Here is a 15,970-nt window from a genome sequence, read left to right as displayed (position 1 = left end):
ACGTGCCCACGTGTCGTCAATCATTTTCCTCTGCATTACTTTTGGCTGATCCTGACCACAACCTGTATGGAGGCATGCGATGACCGCGCAAGGAGCCTTTCTGCCGCTCGTTGCCGTGGGGGCGGACTCTGAGGCCGAGCCCCTCTTTCTGGCGCAAGTTAAGGAGGTGTCACGCCTTGGCCTTGCGATGCAGTTGCTGACCGCTACGTCCGACTCGAGCGACGGCCAGGACCCATGTCTTGATGGGCTCCGCTGGTTGCAGGCCCATGTCGATGGTGGCAGCTTCGACTTCGACGTGGCCGGCCCCGAGACGTCGCGCTGCGCCGCGGATGCACTGCCGCGGTTGGTAGCCATGGTCCAGTTTCTCAACTGGGTGATCTGCCCCCCGCCAGCACCAGGCGGAATCCTGTCGATTCGTCTGGATCCCACCCCTGAGTTCCTGACAACGTTTGCAAATCTTGCACGTCGTGTGTCCGAGAGAGCTGGTACGGAGCGCCCGATCGGTGCCGCGCGTTCACCAGCGTACGTGAGCTGCGTGGCCACAGTGATGATGGGCGCCGCTGCGCTGGATCTAGGCGTGGAGGTCGAGGCGCTCGCCGAGGCCTGTCCGGAGGCCATGACGCATCCGCTTCAGGTCCCGGTGGACGCCGTAGGCCCGCCTTGGCAGCGACTGCTGTCGCACGGGTTTGAGCTAGCTGTCACACCTTACTACGCTGCGATCCAGTTCTCCAGCCACACTGCAGTTGCAGCTCTTCTGCACGCCGGCTTGCCCGGCAACGCTCCGCTCGCCTTCAGGCTATCGGAGCCTTCTCAAGAGCGGTTCACGGTCCACGGTTTTGATGCCGTAACCTGCTGGGACGTCTTCGATCCCACAGGTGCAGTGGACGTCCTTACCGATGCGATGCTGAGGCGGAACAGCTTTGTCGCCGTCGGGGAGGGGCCACGCGCGGAGGATGGGCACTACGAGCAGCAACTGACTGCGCGGCTGTGTGCTTCGCTGAAGAGGCGGCCTGGCCATGACTTTCTAGCCGACCGGCTGCCCGCATTCTTAGCCGCGCGTGCATTCGATGCAGACGTCGTTCCCGCTGTCAGGAGTGCAGCTTGGTCGGGTCGGGCAGACATCCTTCGCCACCTCCGTGACAAGATCGACTGGGCCGGCTTGCCCGAAGGGGCGCGGCCCGTCGACCTGATCGTCGCGATCGCGGTTTCGTCCAAATCCGAGCCGGATTCAGCGGGATTCGAGGACGCCTGTCTCGAGCTGCTGGGGATGGCGCAGGAGGCCGCTTGCCCTGACACGTTCGAAGTCGTGTCGCTATCGGCGATTTACGATGACGCCACCGCGCGCGCCCAGCCCATTCATGCGCTGATCGCGGCCGGCTTCTCCAGGGCGCTTGGGAAGTACATGGACGAGGGTTTCGACCCGCACTTGAGCTACGTTGGACTGCCAGCTGCAGTCACGGTGGCATCCGAGATGGCGAACGAGAAGGCATTCAGCGTGCTAGCCAGCATCCAGGCATATGGGCAGCGCGCCCGCGTGCAAGAGCTGCTCACGGAAATTGAGAGCTGCAGCCGCGCACGCCCTTGACCCGGCGAGTCGGGGGAAGGCGGCGAGCCCGGGTCTGGGGGAGCGGGCAGCCGCCCCCGGCTCATGGCCGCAAGCGGCGGGTGCGAGACGGCATCTCCAAGGAGATCTCGCCTGACGCGGTCATGGCGGTCAGCTCCGCTATGGAGACCGGCGCCAGGCCTGGCACACCGCAGGCATCTGCCATCAAGGCCGCCTCATTCGGGCTGAAACAATGGACGGGTACGACTTTAGCTCCATGCGTGAGCAACCAGATCGTGCGCGTGACGCCGTCTATGGGGTACACGCACAGCCTGACTTCTTCATGGTCGGGTCCTGGGATGGTTGTTGGATCGAATCGCGATCGCACGGGTATCACCGCGTTATGGCGCGCCGTCCATTGAGCCAGTGGCACAGGGCTTCGCTCGTGCGATGCGAAGCCGTCAGCTGCGCCCTGGAACTTGTAATCGCTTGGCCAAGTCGACGGATCGCCGCGTGCGACGTCGTGCAGATAGTGTCCCGTATCCGCACGCCAGGCTTCGAGGAAACGCTCCGCATCGACAAATACGACCGACCCCGGAGCGTCCGGGTCCTCGGACCGGCCCGCGCACATTGATACGGTGGAGTCGTCGATCGGCACATGAAAAACCGTGAGAGACGTGCCGAAGTACTTTTTGCTTTCGATGCGCATGAGGCGGCCAGGTGCAAAGGAACATGGGCCGCGCTTGTCGTTTAAAGCGCGGTTGACCGTAAGAGGATAATCGGCAGTCGATTTCCGCGCGATTTTGGCTTCACGGTGTACTCTTTCGGGTCTCCGCCAAGCTCGAAGCAAGTCTCGTGAACACCAGAACACGCCCGCAGGGCCCAAGAACAGCTGCTGAGCGCACCATGGCGCTGGCAGGGATGACGGTCGGCGCTCTGAGAGAGACGATCTCCCACCATTCATCCATGCCGGACGTGGATTCGCCGGGCTGGCTCCTGGACGCAGTGAACGAGGGCTTCATGAGCGTCTCGTCGATGCTCGACCCGGCCTACTCGAAGGACGACTTATCGGCGGCATTGGACCGGCGCGCACGGCTTCTAGACGTGTACCTGCAGGGACTGTCGCGGCAGAACACGAGGATCGCTGATGCGGGCCCGCCCGCACGGGCGGTAGAAATCGTCGCGAGCGCGGAATTCGCGCAGACGTATGCGCAGCTTGTAGTGGCGACGATCCGGGACGATGAAGAGCTCGATACGCTCATGCTCGACCACGGTGATCACGAGCGTGACCATGCGTTCGCAATGCTGATGGTGATGGGCAGCGCCCTGGATATGCCCGAATGCGTCCTCGCCCTTGGCAAACGTCGCCCGTTGGCCATGAAACTTCCTCTCGAACTGAGCACGGTGATGGGAGAGCAGGGTGCGAGATGCCAACCGCTTGCGCGCGCGGGGAGCCGGCCAGCGCACCTGAGTGCACGACCGTTTTTCTTCGCGATGTACTTTTCAAGTACCGCATGCATGCGCGCCTTCGTGGAGGCTGGGTTCGACGCGCGCGAGCCGATCGCGTTTTCGGCTGTAGGCTCCGGCGGCGGGCCATATGACGCGCTGACCGTGTGGAGCGCGTGCCGTGCGCACATCGAGACGCATGCGATGGCGCTAGGCCTCGAACTGGGCGGGCAAACTGCACCCTTCGCCTGTCCCGAATCCCTTCGCGAGGCCATGATCGCCAGCCTCGCACCCGGTATTCATGACCACCTCCGGGCTCACATTCCCACGTTTTTGCGCGCTGGCTTTCTTGACTCGATGCCGGCGCAGGCGGTCACGGCAGCGTGCCTGCATGGCGCAGACGATGTGCTCGAGCATTTCAAGGGCCAAATGCCGTGGGGGCGGCTGGTCGGCGATGAACAGCCCGATGCGGCTTTTTTGGCCAACTGCGCGAACACGTCCTTCAGGCCGGCGGAAACTGAGCGACGGCTCCTCGAACTGATCGCGAATGCGCGCCAGGACGGTACAGAAGCCATGGCCGGCATCCTGACACCCTACATCGATGACGAAACGGCAGACGGCGGCCAGTTCGTCGTCGAGCCCGCTTACTCACTGGTGCGCGCCGGAATGACCGGTGTGCTGGTCGAGCTGATGCAAGCAGGCCTAGCTCCAATGAAGCGCTTAGACGACCGTGCTCTTACGTTGCTGGAGATGGCTGAGGCTGAAGGGAGTGTGGATACGCTCGCTGCTGTGCGGTCTTACCAGGCCAGGCTCGTCGCGAGTGCTGCGCTTGCCAGAGCCGAGTGTGAGATTCCATGCCTGTGAGCTCAACACTGTCTTTCCCCTTGGCTACGGAGCCGAATGACGAGCAAGCGCTCCTGCAGGCCATAGAGCAGGCAGCGGCTCGGGTTTGTGTGGCTACCGACGGGCCGCTGGTATACGCCGGCATGCCTGCGCTACAGAAGGAGGCGATCGCTTGGCTGCAGTCCGCCGTTGCGGTTGGCTGCTTCGATCTGGACGGGACGCGGGCGCGCGAACGCGTCGTCGAAGAGCGGGTCCGAAAGCTGATGGGTTTCCTGAACTCCGTCGGCATCGACTTTGGGTCGCACGACGGGTGGATCAACTACGTACGGCTTCGCCCCTGCGAGGGTTTCGTTGATGTGTACACGAGCGCTGTAGAGCGTTTGGTCGGATCCGCAAAGAGTACGCCAGCCCCGCGGCAGATGCTGGCGCTGGCGCTGGTTGGCGCCTGCGCACTGGATGCACCGCCGGCGGTCAAGGTGATCACCGATGCAGACCCTGGCGCCCAGGGCGAAGCAGTCTCGATGGACTGGATCAACAAACGCCCGTGGATTACAAGCGGCGCCCATACGGGGATGCGCGTGACCGCCTTCTACGCGGCCATCCAGTTCTCGGCCTGGGCGTCGATCGATGCACTGGTCGAGGCCGGACTGCCTCCCGACGCCAGGTTGGCCGAATCTCATCACAATGGTCAGAGATCGCTCGACATGCTGACGACGTGGTCGAAGTTCGAGCCCTATTGCAGCCCGGAGGTCGCGGTCCGCGCCCTCGATATGAGGCTGTCCGCGTCACCCGCGACAGAGGAAGCAGCCTCGAAGACGACGGAGGGGCTCTGTTACTTCGCCAGGCAGTTTCTGTTTGAGATGCAGCTGCAGAAAGCGAGCGCGCGCAAGAAGCTCATTCCTGCGATGCTCGCCGCTGGCGTGTTTGATGTGGTCGCAGCGGATGCCGTGCTCGAGTCTGTCCATCACGGCTATCCAGACGTGGTGAGGCACTTTCGCGGCCGCATGCCGTGGGCGGATTTGTGGAAGCAGGGGCTCTCCAGTCGGCTCGCGCTCGGCGCGTCGGAGTACCGTCATATGTCACATCAAGGCATCGAGGATGCGGCGCTGGTGCTGGTCGAATGCGCCGTCGAGGATCATGAGCCCTGGCGCCAGCACTTGCTGCGTCCTGTCCCGAGCGATGACGGCGGCGCAGAGCCTCCGCGGGCTCCAGTGCTCGCTTGGATGGACTCAAACTTTCGCCGTGTCCTCCTGGCGTGTCTCGAGAGCGGCTTGGATCCATCGGACCGCGCGGAGGGTGAATGCTCGCCGCTCGACCACGCGGAGAGCAGCAACGCCCCTTCGGCCGCGGAGCTCGCCGCCCTGATGCGGGCCTTCGTCGCGCGGCGCAAAACCGCCAGTGTCCTGGCCGCGCTAGATCTCCCCGATCTGGCGAACAGCTCAGCAACCCTTCTGAAGTAGAAAACAGATGTCCACACCCTCATTGCTCACCGTGCTGCAGCCCGGACACGACGCTGCGCTCTTCAGGAAGATCGCCGAGACATCTGAGCATTCGTTGCTGGAGTTTTTGTTCACCCTGGCGGTCAGGAAGGACGGAGTGTCGATGAACGGCTTCCTCGATTTCGCAGAGGAGACTGCACGAGAGGGCTGCCCACTCAAGATGCTGCAGGTCGCACGCAAACCCTCGTACGTCCCTGCACACGCCGGCGATGCTCAGACGCGGCTGTCGAACGAGCCCGTGTCCTACCTCGGAGCTTGTATCCAGTACGTCGCGAACCATAACGGCGACCCGATGAATGCCGACCAGATGCGTTTCTTGCATCGGGCTGCGAAATGGGCGCGCAGCCAACCGTCTGGGGAGCGCCGCGTCACGCTTTTGTTGCAGATGGCTGTAGGCCAGGTCAAGGACCCGCGCGCGGCGACGGCACTTATCGCCGCCGGTGCGGATAGTGCGGCTACCTTCCGATCGCTGCTGGGTGATGTTGGAGCCGTCGACGTCGGCTGCATCGAGGAGGCGATGCGAGCTGGCAACTTCCTCGTTGCCCAAGAGCTGCTCGCACGTTCAACGCAACAATCGGCGCTCTTATTGCTTATCAGCATCGAGACGCTCGCTGACCGAGAGGCTCACGACATTGTCGATGCGTACTGCTCGCATCCGATAGTCGTACCCTTGCTTGAAAAGCTCTTCGACGGCAAGGAGGCGTCTCTCGCAGAGGTCCGGGGCCTGCTGTTTGCGATCGACGGTGCTGCGTCCAGACAGCATCAGATCGACCTGGCCGTCGGCGACAGCGAACGTGAGTTCAGTGATGCGCACGTGGCCGACAGATTCCGCTTTGCTTTGCTTGGCGCATACCTGCGCCGCTGCACTGTGCGCGGCGTTGCGTGGGAACCCTCGAGCATTCGGATGCTTGCGGGCGGCTTCGCAGACGACCACACGCCGCTCGTTGAGTTCCTCAGTTCTTACGCTGCGAGAATCGCTGCTTCTGAACAGCCTCCCGCCGGTAAAGCATTGGTGCCGCGGGTAGTGCGTGAGGCGCTGGCCACGCACTGCCATCCCGCACTCGAACTGGCGGGCGCATTCATCGAAGCAGCTGCACGCTTTCCCAATGGATGCGGGATCAGCCACGGATATGCCGTTCGCAGCAGCAGGGTGGAGGGCGTAATCAAGGCACAAAACCACTTGGACGAGACGAACTTCATCCAAACGATCAAGGCGCTGACGACGCGTGGCCACGATCTCGCTCGGATGGCAGAGCTCTCAGCTGGCGTACAGGCGCCTGCCATTCACAGCTGCGCAATACTGCCCCTCCCGGATATGCAAGCCAAGCTCCCGATTCTTTTGGCGCTCGGTGCCGATCCCGATGCGAAGAACGGTGAGGGCTGGACTGCGCTGGACACCATCCGCGAGCCGGAGAAAAAGCAGCAGTGGACCTCGATCGTCAAGTCTTACCGGCTGCGCCAAAGCGCAACCCGCTTGATCGAGGAGTTCGACATCGCGGGACCGAAAGCGCTACAGCCTTGAGTAGGCAGGGGCGGGCGGACGGCACGTAGCTCGGATGCGGCTCGTCGCTCTAGGCTTGCCCGGCGCGGCGGGTGCGATCGAAGTCGGCGGCCGCTGAGACCAGCACCAGGCCGTCCCCTCGCGACTGTCTAAGCGCGCCGGTCCATGAAGTCCGAAAGTGCCTCCCAGCTGCCGAACGTGTGCAGGCCAGGGTAGATAGGACCGAGGTACATCATGGCCTCGGCAAGATTCGCCAACACCACGCCACCGAGCTCGGAATCCGGCGTTCCGATTCTTGCAGGAAGCTCCTCATCCCAGCCTTCTTCCACACTCGGCCAGGGCACGGCGACAGAACGACCGTCCTGGTGCTGGAGTACAAGCCAGCCAGTGCCCGCGGTTGCCCCGTAGAAGATCATTGAGCTATTGGGATTGCGCCAGCGTGCCCATGGCGAGGGTTCGAGCCGGGGTGCTGCCGGCGGCGCCGGAACAGGATGCTCTGCTCGGTCGGCGGCATACCTGTCACCAACCACCGGCGCGACGCTTCTCGCTGAAGCCACTTGACCGCGGCGCTGCGCATTCCAGATCTGTTGAATACGCTGGTCCTGGGACCGCTGCTGGATTTGGAGCTCCCGGGCCTTTGCTTCAAGTTTGGTGAGCGCAGCCGCGCGGAGCTGGGCGTTATCGGGACCAGCGAGCCAACGCAGCTTCCCCTTCAAACGGATCCACTGAGTAGCCGCCTCGGCAGACTTGAGCCACACAGCGTCGTCCGGGAACCCCACTTCGAAACTGATCGCCGCATTGACCATGGCCTGCGGACCGGGGACAGGCGCGGTTCCGGTGATCACGATGTGGAGGGGGACGGCCAAGCCACTCGCAAGCTCAGCCGCCGCCATTGGTGCATGTCGCGGTGCGTCAAGGTTCCATTCGATGAGTGACGCCAATCCAGGCTCCCAGGCGACGCGTTCGGTCAGGTGTGGGAGTGGAGCACTGGTATCGACGACCACGTACGCGGTGGGCGTGAGCACTGGTGAGCGGATAGCAAGGTACTGAGCGGCCAGCCGGCGCAGCAAGTTGACCGCGCCGGCGAAGCACTCGGGCCGCTCTTGGCTGGCCTCATGGGCGAAGTGCCAAATCTTTACGTCGCCCCGCTTGGCCACGAGCGCCGCGCCACAGGCTGCGCAGTGGCAGCCACATGCGGCGCCCCCCGGTACGTCCGCGACGAAACGGGTAACACCGTGGGCGTCAAGTCCAGCAAAGATCGGAAAGCGGGTCATTGAAGGCGCGCGATGTGAAGGCAACACTGTAGCGCCCAGACCCCCAGGAGGCCTTGCTAGGAGGCGGGCGGCAACTGCACGCCTGCCCGCGAGGTCTCCTGAAAAACCCGTACACGTCGCGACCAGTGCATGTACGCGGCGAACACCAGCAAGATCCCTGCGGGCACAAAGAGGTCTACAGCGCCCACAGCAAAAACATAGGCGCCTGCCGCGGCCGAGAGAACCGCGAGCAGGTTGCCGGCGAAGCGACTCCCACGAACGACGAAGAAGAACAGGACAGCGCCCAGCACCAGTCGAACTGCATGGGCGATCGAAGGCCAGTTGAACAGGAGCGCCACGCTGAGGCAGAAATAGATGACGCCGAAGGCATAGATCGGGGCCGGGATTTTCTTGGTCAAGAGGGCGTGACTCATTGGCGGTGAACTTTCATGGACCCGTGCTGGTGGCTTCGGGCGGAACCTGACGCCCGGTAGAGGGCTGTGGCACTGCCGCCCGGGATTGAAACGCTTGCGCATGAGCGCGCGAAGCATCGGACGCCCATCCGCGAACGATGTCTGCCTGGTGCAGCGGTAAGACAGCTGTGATCTGTACATGGCCGGCCGGCACGTCGCAGTAAGCTGCAATGCGTGAAACAGCCTGCGACACGGCGCTCTTTGAGAGGCCGTAGGCCGCCACAAAATCTGACTGCGGACGGCCGTCGACAAGAACCCCGCGTGCGATCGCAATCGTCCGAGCCTTCAATGACTTGGACCGACCGATCGCCGCGTCAAACTGGTCCCGTGTGAGCGTGGCCTTGGCCCTCACACGGCTACCGCTGGATTCGTCGCTGCCCATGTTCCTTCGCCTTATTGGTTGGAGGGCGAAAGCTTAGCGCAGCCCGGAGCGACTCCAGGTCCCAGCAGCACTGCAAAAGGCGCAATTTCAGTGCTGGAGGGGTCTGACGTCGTGCACGACATCTCGTCAGCGTGAATGAGCCGAGGCCCGCCGGTCAATCAGGGACGTTTGCGTGCGATGAGGCTCGGACTGCTGTCACTTGGCGCGCCGCGCATCGTTCTCATCAGACCAGGCTCGGGCGGTGGGCCCAGCGCCGCCAGGATGCGCGGCGCAAGCGCCGCATCCATCTGCATGGTCTTCAGACACGACGCCAGGTAGGCTTGGTCGGTGACCATCTCCGTGGCAACGCGGAAGGCCTTTTCCACCGAGGCGCCGTAAGGAGCAACAGCCTTCTGCCATGCGGCGGGCGGGATCGGTCCCCAGCCATCGATCATCATCGCGAGGTCGATGATGTCTCGGCTCGAGACGGACTTGTCGCGCGCCCGGTCAGCATTGGCCAAGAGTTTTTCCGCGTACATATCGACACGGGAGAGCGTTGGAACGCCGAACTCAGAATGCATGGCGCCGGTGACGACGATCCGGCCCTCATTCACAATTTCGAACTTGACCGGCTCGCCGTCGACCTCGAGAACAGTGCGAATCCCGTACCTGTCGGCACGGACCTCACGCATATGCTTCTGCGGTGTTTTGAGAAGTGGGCCGAGATCGCTGTTGACGAGATTGCGGATCGTTCGGTAGCCGTCCTGCGACGAACACAGCATGTCGATGTCGTCTGAGCGACGGTACTCACCAAGCGACAGCGCGATTGCTGTGCCGCCACCGAAGAAACACTGAGCGTCCTCCAGTACCTTGGCATCGAAAGCGGCCAGCACCTTCGCGATGCGCCGGTGGTGCTCCCGCTCAAACATTCATGACTCCGTGACCCTGCTCACGCGTCAAACGCTCGATCAGCTCGCGCTCCGGCGCGCTCAGGCGCGCTGGATCGACGTGCTTCCAGTTTCGCTCGTACAGGGCAAACGCCGTCGCGTCATCGATCTGGTCGTCGGCGCGCCGATTCCAGCAGATGAGCTTGAGCTCAGGAAAGTCGCCGATGGTGATCATGAGAGGCGAGGAGCGTCGCAAAAGGCGGATTTTATTGCGAAAGCGCCCTGAGCTCCGATTGTCCATTTTCGACTGCATGCGCGGACCATCCGTACACGTGCAGCCGATCGATTATTCGGCTAGTGAAGCATCCGGGAAATCGGTCGCGCGAGCAGCTCAATGCCGAACAGGAGCGGCTGCCCAGGGCGCTGAGTCTCGTCATACCCGTCCTCCCAGGGGAACGTGCCAGTGCGATCGGGCCACACGATCTGCAGAAAGTCAGCACCGCCGGGCAGCCCGTCACGCACGTGGTGCTTCAGGCGGCCGTCGGTCGGTCGGAGGCTGAGCGGCAAGCTGGCTACGCCCTCGATCGTCTGCTCGGCGTCGAGCCGAACGCCTTCAGCGACTTGCTCCGCCAGGTCGGCCAGTAAACGTTGCGCTACCGCGCCGTCCAGTCCGAAGACGATCAAGTCGGGATGCACGAAGCCGGACTGCAGGCCCGTCGTTCGGGTGTACCCAGGGCGTCCGTGCATCGGATCCTCAGCCACCGTCTGGAGGCCCCAACTCGATCGAGGTGTTCGGATGGGAGTGCGGCGTTCATCGCTGTCAAAAAGCATGCGCATATTCTGGCATCCAAGCGACGTGACTCCGGAGTAATCTGCTCCTCCATCGAGGATTTTCGGACATCAGCAGGCGGTAATCGGCCTGCTGCAAACAGCGAGGCAAATTCAATGAGTTCCTACGACCCCCTGACACAACAAGTTCCGCTGACCGCGGAGCCCGTGGAGGTGTTCACCGATCTTGCTGCGCGCCACGGCCTGATCCGTGAAGGTGACAAGATGGATCAGAACCTACTCGACATGATCGTCGATGTGGTCCAGCTGTGCGCTCAGATCGGCGACGGTTACGGCGACGGCGAGGCGGGCGGAAACGCAGGAGAGCACATTCGGGCGGTCTATTACCCGTTCTAAGATCGCTGATGGTTGCGCGAACAGCAGCGACACCGAATCTGAGCCTTCGCGCGCAATCAGCGCTCAATCCCTAGGATATCCATCAAGGTCCTGGCATTGCGCTGTCCCTGGTCCTCCCTGTTGTTGTTGAAGATGACTTGCAGCACCTCGACTCGTTGCTCGAGCTCGCGGATCTGAGGGACGAGCGCCTCCAGCTCAGCTTGGCTGTAGTCCCAATCGAACCGATCCGATGCCGAGGTGGCGCCCTTGATGTTCCAGGTCGCGCTGTTTCGTCCGTGCAGGCGGAGGATGGATAGCCTGGTGCTGGTGATTTCCCAGATCGACGGAACGACATTCGCGGTTTCAACCTTCGGGCTGTCCACGACGACGTGCGCGACGCCCAGCTCGCGTTCGAGCTCGAGCGTTGAGGACGCGTGCGAGGCGTCAAACCAAGTCTTGTTCCGAAATTCGACCGCCATCAGCTGCTCACCCATCCTCGAGGCGCACTCCCGGAGATGTGCCTGGCCATCGCGGTTACAGATGACCCATGGGGCGAACTGGAAATGGATTGCGGTCAGCTTGCCACTTTCACGCAACGGTGCGACCGCTAAGTGGAAACGGCGCCAGAGCTCGTCGAGGATCTGAAGCGGCAAGTCCTTGTAGTACAGCTTCGGTTTCGACGCGAGGTTGGCCGGCAGGCTCTCCCGTATATCGCGGTCCAGGACCTTGGCTTCTGTCTGGTGGCCGGTGAACAACCGGAACGCCTTGACGTTGAACGTGAAGTCACGCGGCGTTCGCTCCGCCCAAAGCCGCGCATTGGTTTGGGACGGGATGGCGTAGTAGCTGCTGTCCACCTCGACCATGGGGAAGACCGAAGCGTAAAAGCGTAGGCGAGCCTCCGCGCTTTTCACCTCGGGCGGATAGAAGAGCCCGCTGTCGATGAGCGTCTTGTCGGTCCAAGACGCAGTGCCGACCAGAATGGTCATGGGAAGCCCTGCATGAATTCCTTCTTGGTTGGAGGCGACCCCGCCCATCATGGGCCCGGCCCCTACGCCCCTCGGCCCCTCGGCGCCACGGCCCCACGGCCCCACGGCCCCACGGCCTTACGAGCGCATCAGGCCCGAAATCATTGTCGCCTAGATAGCGCGCGGCCGGCTACCATCCTGCGACCGTGCCTGCGCGCGACAAGAACAGATCTGGAGTCTTTTGATGGCCAATGGGCACGCTACCGGCATGGCCGGCGAATTCGCAGTCCTGGAGCGCCTGTATCGCGCCGGGCACCAGCCAGCCCTCACTCTGGGGAACGCTAAGAACATCGACATCCTTTCGAAGGCTTCAACCGGCAGGATCTTCCAGATCTCCGTGAAGGCAATCACCGGTGGGGGCAAGTGGCCCATCGGGAAGGCGGACTACTCGCACGAGCAGAACCTCGTTTTTGTTTTGCTGCACTACACGGCCTTCAACAACGTCAGCGTCGCGCCACACATCTGGGTGCTGCCAGCGACCGCCGTGATGGAACTTCGGCGCCCCTGGTTCGATGGGTTTGGCATCTACAGCATGAACAAGGCCTACCAGCGCCAGCTCGAGCCCTACCGGGACCGGTGGGATCTGCTCGATGCCGAGCTTGCGGGCCCCGCATATGTCCCGGATCCAGCATGGGTTTCGCCGACCGTGCTCGTGCCGGGTGGCACTCTCGCGAAGGTGTTGGCCACGCTTGAGGGCTTCCAGGAGAAACACCTGGTGTGGCCGTCAGGGTTGAGCATGGGCGCGAAGGACCTGGAGGTGCTCCGCCGTCACCATCTGACCTCTGACGGCTGGGCGTCTCTCACTGACAAACTTGCCATTTCGGAAGGCGAAACCGAGCACGTGGTCGCGACGGGGCTAACCGGCTTGAAGTTCGTTCACGGGATCGATCAGCCGGCGTCTGAAAAGCCGAAAGGGCGAGCGTTCGCCTGGATCGGCTTCGTGTGACGGGCAACCGTAGATCCCTCGCTGCACTCATCGTCGCGAGCCTGGCGCTGGGCGCGTGCAGCGAGCGATCGCAACCCACTGAGCCTCAGCCGCCGGCGGCTATGACGACGCCCGCCATGGCGCTTGGAGCTTATGCAGCTCGCATCGTTGCCGGGAATCAAGCCCGACTCGACGGGAATGGCCCCGCGCGCCAGACTCTCGAGTCACCGTCCTCGTACTTGACGCTGTTCAACTCGACGCATGCCGAGTGGCGGACTTCAAAGGATGGAGCGGTCAAGCCCGAAATGTTCGAGCGGAATCGGTCGATCTCAAAGGCCCTCGGGGATCTCTACTGCACGGACGAGCTCCGAACCATCATGCGCTCCCATAAAGTCGACTTTGCGTTTGCAGAGGTGGTCGTCAATGGGGAACGAGGCGCGGTTGCAATGTGCGTCTCGAAGGAGCCAGGCGCAGCGGTCACGAGGCCATGAGCCCGGGAACCCCTTCCACGCCTGGCCCGACATGAGCATCGAGACGCTGTTGGCCCTGGTCTGCGGACTGTCGCCCGTAACCTTCGGCTTGATCATGTACTTCTTTCGCGAGGACAAGACGCGCTCGAAGGTCCGGCCGACAACGGGTGCGTCTGGTGCGACGGCAGGCGCCGACCTGCCTGCGACCGCCGTGGTCGCCACCACCACACCTGAGACAGGTCTGGCAGGTCGTCTTCCTGCAGCCGCTCCCACACACTGGGGGGCACCGACCGTCGCCCGCAGCGCAGACCCTGACACCCCCGAGAGGCCGCTGGCGTCGGCGCCGGCACCGGGCCCGACATCAACTCTGGCACCGGCGCAAGTCGAGCCGAAAGGTGAGTACAAGATCGCGACGCAGCCGACCGCGTCAACTCCGGCGTTGGATGGGGCGCCTGCGCCGACCTTGTCGCACGCGGTATCGCCGGCCCTGAGCGATACGCTCGGTACCAGGGCGACCCGGAAGGCTCCGTCGCCGTCGCCGCCGAGGCAGCCTGCCGCCTTGATCGACCCAGCGCACTACCGGCGTCATTCCGGGGTCCCGGGCGTGCTGTACCTCGCGCGCAACGACGAGCGTCGTGAGCACGTCTACAAGATCGGCTACACGGTTGGTCTGCCTCCTGTGCGCATCGCCGCGCTCAACAATCAGGTGGAGGAGGCCAATGACATCGGCCGTTTCCGCCTGCTGCACTCAGTGGTTGTCGGTTCGAGCTACGACATGGAGCAGGCATTGTTCGACGTTCTTGCAACGCGTCGAATTGCTGCTGAACGGGAGTTCTTCGTTGGGCCTGAGGCCCTTCTCAAGCGCGCGATGGACGCTATCGCCCTTATGGCCGAGGACGGCGGCCTGGCCGTCAACGCTTTCCTCGACAGTGCCATGTGGGCGGAACGCCCACCGATGCCCGTCCCAGTGCTTCCAGAGGTCCCGGTACCTCCCCGTCATGGAAGCGATGGGGGGTGGGTGTACGTCTGCCAGAACTATTGGCACGCGCCTGGCACTGCCGTTTACACCGTGACCAAGGAGACTGAGCGCGCCGTCTTGAACAGGCTGAATGCGGCACAACGGACGCTCACCTCACAGGTTGGCTTCTACCGGGTGGTCGCGTGCAAGGCAGTGGGCTCGACCGCACTTGCGGGCGCCCAAGCAGCTGTGGCTTTCGCCCCATATCGCGTCGATGCCAGGAAGCACTTCATCCGCGCCGAGCTCAACACGCTGCGCGCGATCGTGGCTGCGATCGACGAGGGCGTTCCAATGGAGGCTCCCGTGACGGCAGCGGCAGCACTGGCGGCACGCAGGGGCGCCATTCCGCCGCCGGGCCCGCCGCGTCCCAGCTTGTCCGTGGCCAGTGAGATCCGCGTCGAAGTGGTGCTGGCAGCTGCGCCCCCCAAGCTCTGGGCGGCATGGACAGCACTGTGCGGTGGCTGTGGCACACGTTTGCGCTACCTAGGCGCGATCGGCGCAACTGGGCCTGCCGGATGTCCGCTCTGCCACGTGATCGTCCATTGCACTATCGGAGCGCAGCGTGTGCGGCTTGAGCCGCTCCGCCCGTAGGGGCGGCCGTACCGGTATGCGTAATTCGCTGACGGCGGCTGCCCCCGCCGCGTGCTTGAATCCTCCCAATAGGAGACAGCATGGAAACGGAGAGGCGCCGCGCGCGTGTGGAAGTCATCGAACAGATGTTCGAGGGGGCGGTTGGGCCTGCTTTCGATAGGGCTGACCTGGATCGGATCGTGGGCGACGGCCGCCAGATCCGGGTCGGCCGCGGATTCGGGCCGCCCAAACGCCTAACCCAGGCCCTGGAACAGGCACTCGAAGACGCTGGCATCAGGATAGAGCAGGGCACCGCTACGACTGACGTAGACGGCGCCGTGGCGCTGCTCGTAGCGAGCGGGCGGGTAGAGCTGCTGCGCGAAGTCAACGCGATGGCTCACCTCCTCGGGGGCGCTTTCGGCCCTGATCTGCAACTGGTCGCAGGCGGTGTTCTAGATCCTTCGCGCGTCGCGGGGCTGGGCGTCACGCTTTGGGTACGGCCAGCCGCCTAGGTGCGACGAGCGACGCCAGACATTGGAGCACCGGGCTGGTGCTTGAGCGACGTCGGCGCGCCACGACGTCGAAGTGCCTCGTAGGAGGAAGCCGCTTGTGTGTCTTTTGACCTTCGGCAGTCCCAGCCGATTCGGCAGAATTCATCGAATGACAGAACTTGCCACTCTCCCGGACGAAGAAGTCCTAGCGCGCTCCCGCCAATGGCGGACGCGTGCACTGCGCGGCGATGTGCACGCCCGAGGGTTCGCTCACGAGTACGAGGTCGAGGCACGCCGAAGGTTCAGCTTTGCGACGACCATCAAGACGCCGCTCGAGGCAAGTCGCGTAGAGCAGAAACGGTCTATCTGGCGGTTCTGGAAGAGCTAGCAGGGTGCTGAAATACCTCTCCCAGTCGGCGCGCGACAGCCCTCAAGCGTTGGAAGTTGACACCACCGACAGTTGCAACCCAAGACCCCAGACGATGCGCGGAGCCGATACCT

The 15,970-nt window shown here is 63.3% G+C and carries 16 protein-coding genes; 7 read left to right on the top strand and 9 right to left on the bottom strand.

What is annotated here, in order from left to right:
* The first annotated feature begins 79 nt into the window (after positions 1 to 79).
* Entirely contained in the window at positions 80 to 1,585 is a 1,506-nt protein-coding gene (locus ACSFA0_RS25065; protein WP_435452979.1) for a hypothetical protein, read from the top strand.
* A 61-nt stretch (positions 1,586 to 1,646) separates the two neighbouring features.
* Here ACSFA0_RS25065 and ACSFA0_RS25060 read toward each other — a convergent pair whose 3' ends face one another.
* Positions 1,647 to 2,252: a plasmid fertility inhibition factor family protein gene (locus ACSFA0_RS25060; protein WP_435452978.1), complete on the bottom strand. Its 606-nt coding sequence runs from the start codon at positions 2,250 to 2,252 to the stop codon at positions 1,647 to 1,649.
* Positions 2,253 to 2,398: 146 nt separating this feature from the next.
* On the opposite strand from ACSFA0_RS25060, the gene ACSFA0_RS25055 reads away from it, so the two are divergent.
* From ACSFA0_RS25055 to ACSFA0_RS25045, 3 genes are read left to right on the top strand one after another with little or no spacing between them, the layout of a single operon-like run.
* Complete coding sequence (locus ACSFA0_RS25055) at positions 2,399 to 3,853, top strand: hypothetical protein (protein WP_435452977.1); 1,455 nt, start codon at positions 2,399 to 2,401, stop codon at positions 3,851 to 3,853.
* Entirely contained in the window at positions 3,850 to 5,292 is a 1,443-nt protein-coding gene (locus ACSFA0_RS25050; protein ID WP_435452976.1) for a hypothetical protein, read from the top strand. The genes ACSFA0_RS25055 and ACSFA0_RS25050 overlap by 4 nt, the downstream gene beginning before the upstream one ends.
* A gap of 7 nt (positions 5,293 to 5,299) precedes the next feature.
* Positions 5,300 to 6,853 (top strand): hypothetical protein, encoded by a 1,554-nt coding sequence (locus tag ACSFA0_RS25045; RefSeq protein ID WP_435452975.1) that lies wholly within the window; start codon positions 5,300 to 5,302, stop codon positions 6,851 to 6,853.
* Positions 6,854 to 6,981: 128 nt separating this feature from the next.
* On the opposite strand, the gene ACSFA0_RS25040 is transcribed toward ACSFA0_RS25045, so the two are convergent.
* The 6 genes from ACSFA0_RS25040 to ACSFA0_RS25015 all read right to left on the bottom strand — a co-directional run bounded on the left by ACSFA0_RS25040 (position 6,982) and on the right by ACSFA0_RS25015 (position 10,637).
* Positions 6,982 to 8,106 carry a competence protein CoiA family protein gene (locus tag ACSFA0_RS25040; RefSeq protein WP_435452974.1) on the bottom strand — a complete coding sequence of 375 codons (1,125 nt, stop codon included), beginning with the start codon at positions 8,104 to 8,106 and terminating at the stop codon, positions 6,982 to 6,984.
* A gap of 56 nt (positions 8,107 to 8,162) precedes the next feature.
* Entirely contained in the window at positions 8,163 to 8,504 is a 342-nt protein-coding gene (locus ACSFA0_RS25035; RefSeq protein WP_435452973.1) for a hypothetical protein, read from the bottom strand.
* A gap of 28 nt (positions 8,505 to 8,532) precedes the next feature.
* Positions 8,533 to 8,940: a TrfB-related DNA-binding protein gene (locus ACSFA0_RS25030; protein WP_435452972.1), complete on the bottom strand. Its 408-nt coding sequence runs from the start codon at positions 8,938 to 8,940 to the stop codon at positions 8,533 to 8,535.
* Between the two features lie 158 nt (positions 8,941 to 9,098).
* Positions 9,099 to 9,848 carry a nucleotidyl transferase AbiEii/AbiGii toxin family protein gene (locus ACSFA0_RS25025; protein ID WP_435452971.1) on the bottom strand — a complete coding sequence of 250 codons (750 nt, stop codon included), beginning with the start codon at positions 9,846 to 9,848 and terminating at the stop codon, positions 9,099 to 9,101.
* Positions 9,841 to 10,041: a hypothetical protein gene (locus tag ACSFA0_RS25020; protein ID WP_435452970.1), complete on the bottom strand. Its 201-nt coding sequence runs from the start codon at positions 10,039 to 10,041 to the stop codon at positions 9,841 to 9,843. Before ACSFA0_RS25020 ends, ACSFA0_RS25025 begins: the two co-directional genes overlap by 8 nt.
* A gap of 119 nt (positions 10,042 to 10,160) precedes the next feature.
* Complete coding sequence (locus tag ACSFA0_RS25015; protein WP_435452969.1) at positions 10,161 to 10,637, bottom strand: DUF4262 domain-containing protein; 477 nt, start codon at positions 10,635 to 10,637, stop codon at positions 10,161 to 10,163.
* Between the two features lie 114 nt (positions 10,638 to 10,751).
* Between ACSFA0_RS25015 and ACSFA0_RS25010 the strand changes: the two genes are divergently transcribed.
* The gene (locus tag ACSFA0_RS25010) at positions 10,752 to 10,991 is read left to right on the top strand and encodes a hypothetical protein (RefSeq protein ID WP_435452968.1); all 240 of its coding nucleotides are present in this window, start codon (positions 10,752 to 10,754) and stop codon (positions 10,989 to 10,991) included.
* A 56-nt stretch (positions 10,992 to 11,047) separates the two neighbouring features.
* Here the strand turns inward: ACSFA0_RS25010 and ACSFA0_RS25005 are convergent, their stop codons facing one another.
* Entirely contained in the window at positions 11,048 to 11,956 is a 909-nt protein-coding gene (locus ACSFA0_RS25005; RefSeq protein WP_435452967.1) for a DUF72 domain-containing protein, read from the bottom strand.
* A gap of 247 nt (positions 11,957 to 12,203) precedes the next feature.
* On the opposite strand from ACSFA0_RS25005, the gene ACSFA0_RS25000 reads away from it, so the two are divergent.
* Together ACSFA0_RS25000 and ACSFA0_RS24995 are read left to right on the top strand one after the other, a co-directional pair.
* Positions 12,204 to 12,941, top strand: coding sequence for a hypothetical protein (locus ACSFA0_RS25000; protein WP_435452966.1), 738 nt, complete (start codon positions 12,204 to 12,206; stop codon positions 12,939 to 12,941).
* 501 nt (positions 12,942 to 13,442) lie between these two features.
* Complete coding sequence (locus ACSFA0_RS24995; protein WP_435452965.1) at positions 13,443 to 14,999, top strand: GIY-YIG nuclease family protein; 1,557 nt, start codon at positions 13,443 to 13,445, stop codon at positions 14,997 to 14,999.
* Positions 15,000 to 15,232: 233 nt separating this feature from the next.
* On the opposite strand, the gene ACSFA0_RS24990 is transcribed toward ACSFA0_RS24995, so the two are convergent.
* Positions 15,233 to 15,379, bottom strand: a complete 147-nt coding sequence (locus ACSFA0_RS24990) for a hypothetical protein (protein ID WP_435452964.1) — start codon at positions 15,377 to 15,379, stop codon at positions 15,233 to 15,235.
* Positions 15,380 to 15,970: the final 591 nt, after the last annotated feature.

The organism is Variovorax restrictus (genome assembly GCF_051216715.1).
Taxonomy (GTDB): Bacteria; Pseudomonadota; Gammaproteobacteria; order Burkholderiales; family Burkholderiaceae_C; genus Variovorax.
This window is presented reverse-complemented; position numbering and strand designations above follow the sequence as displayed.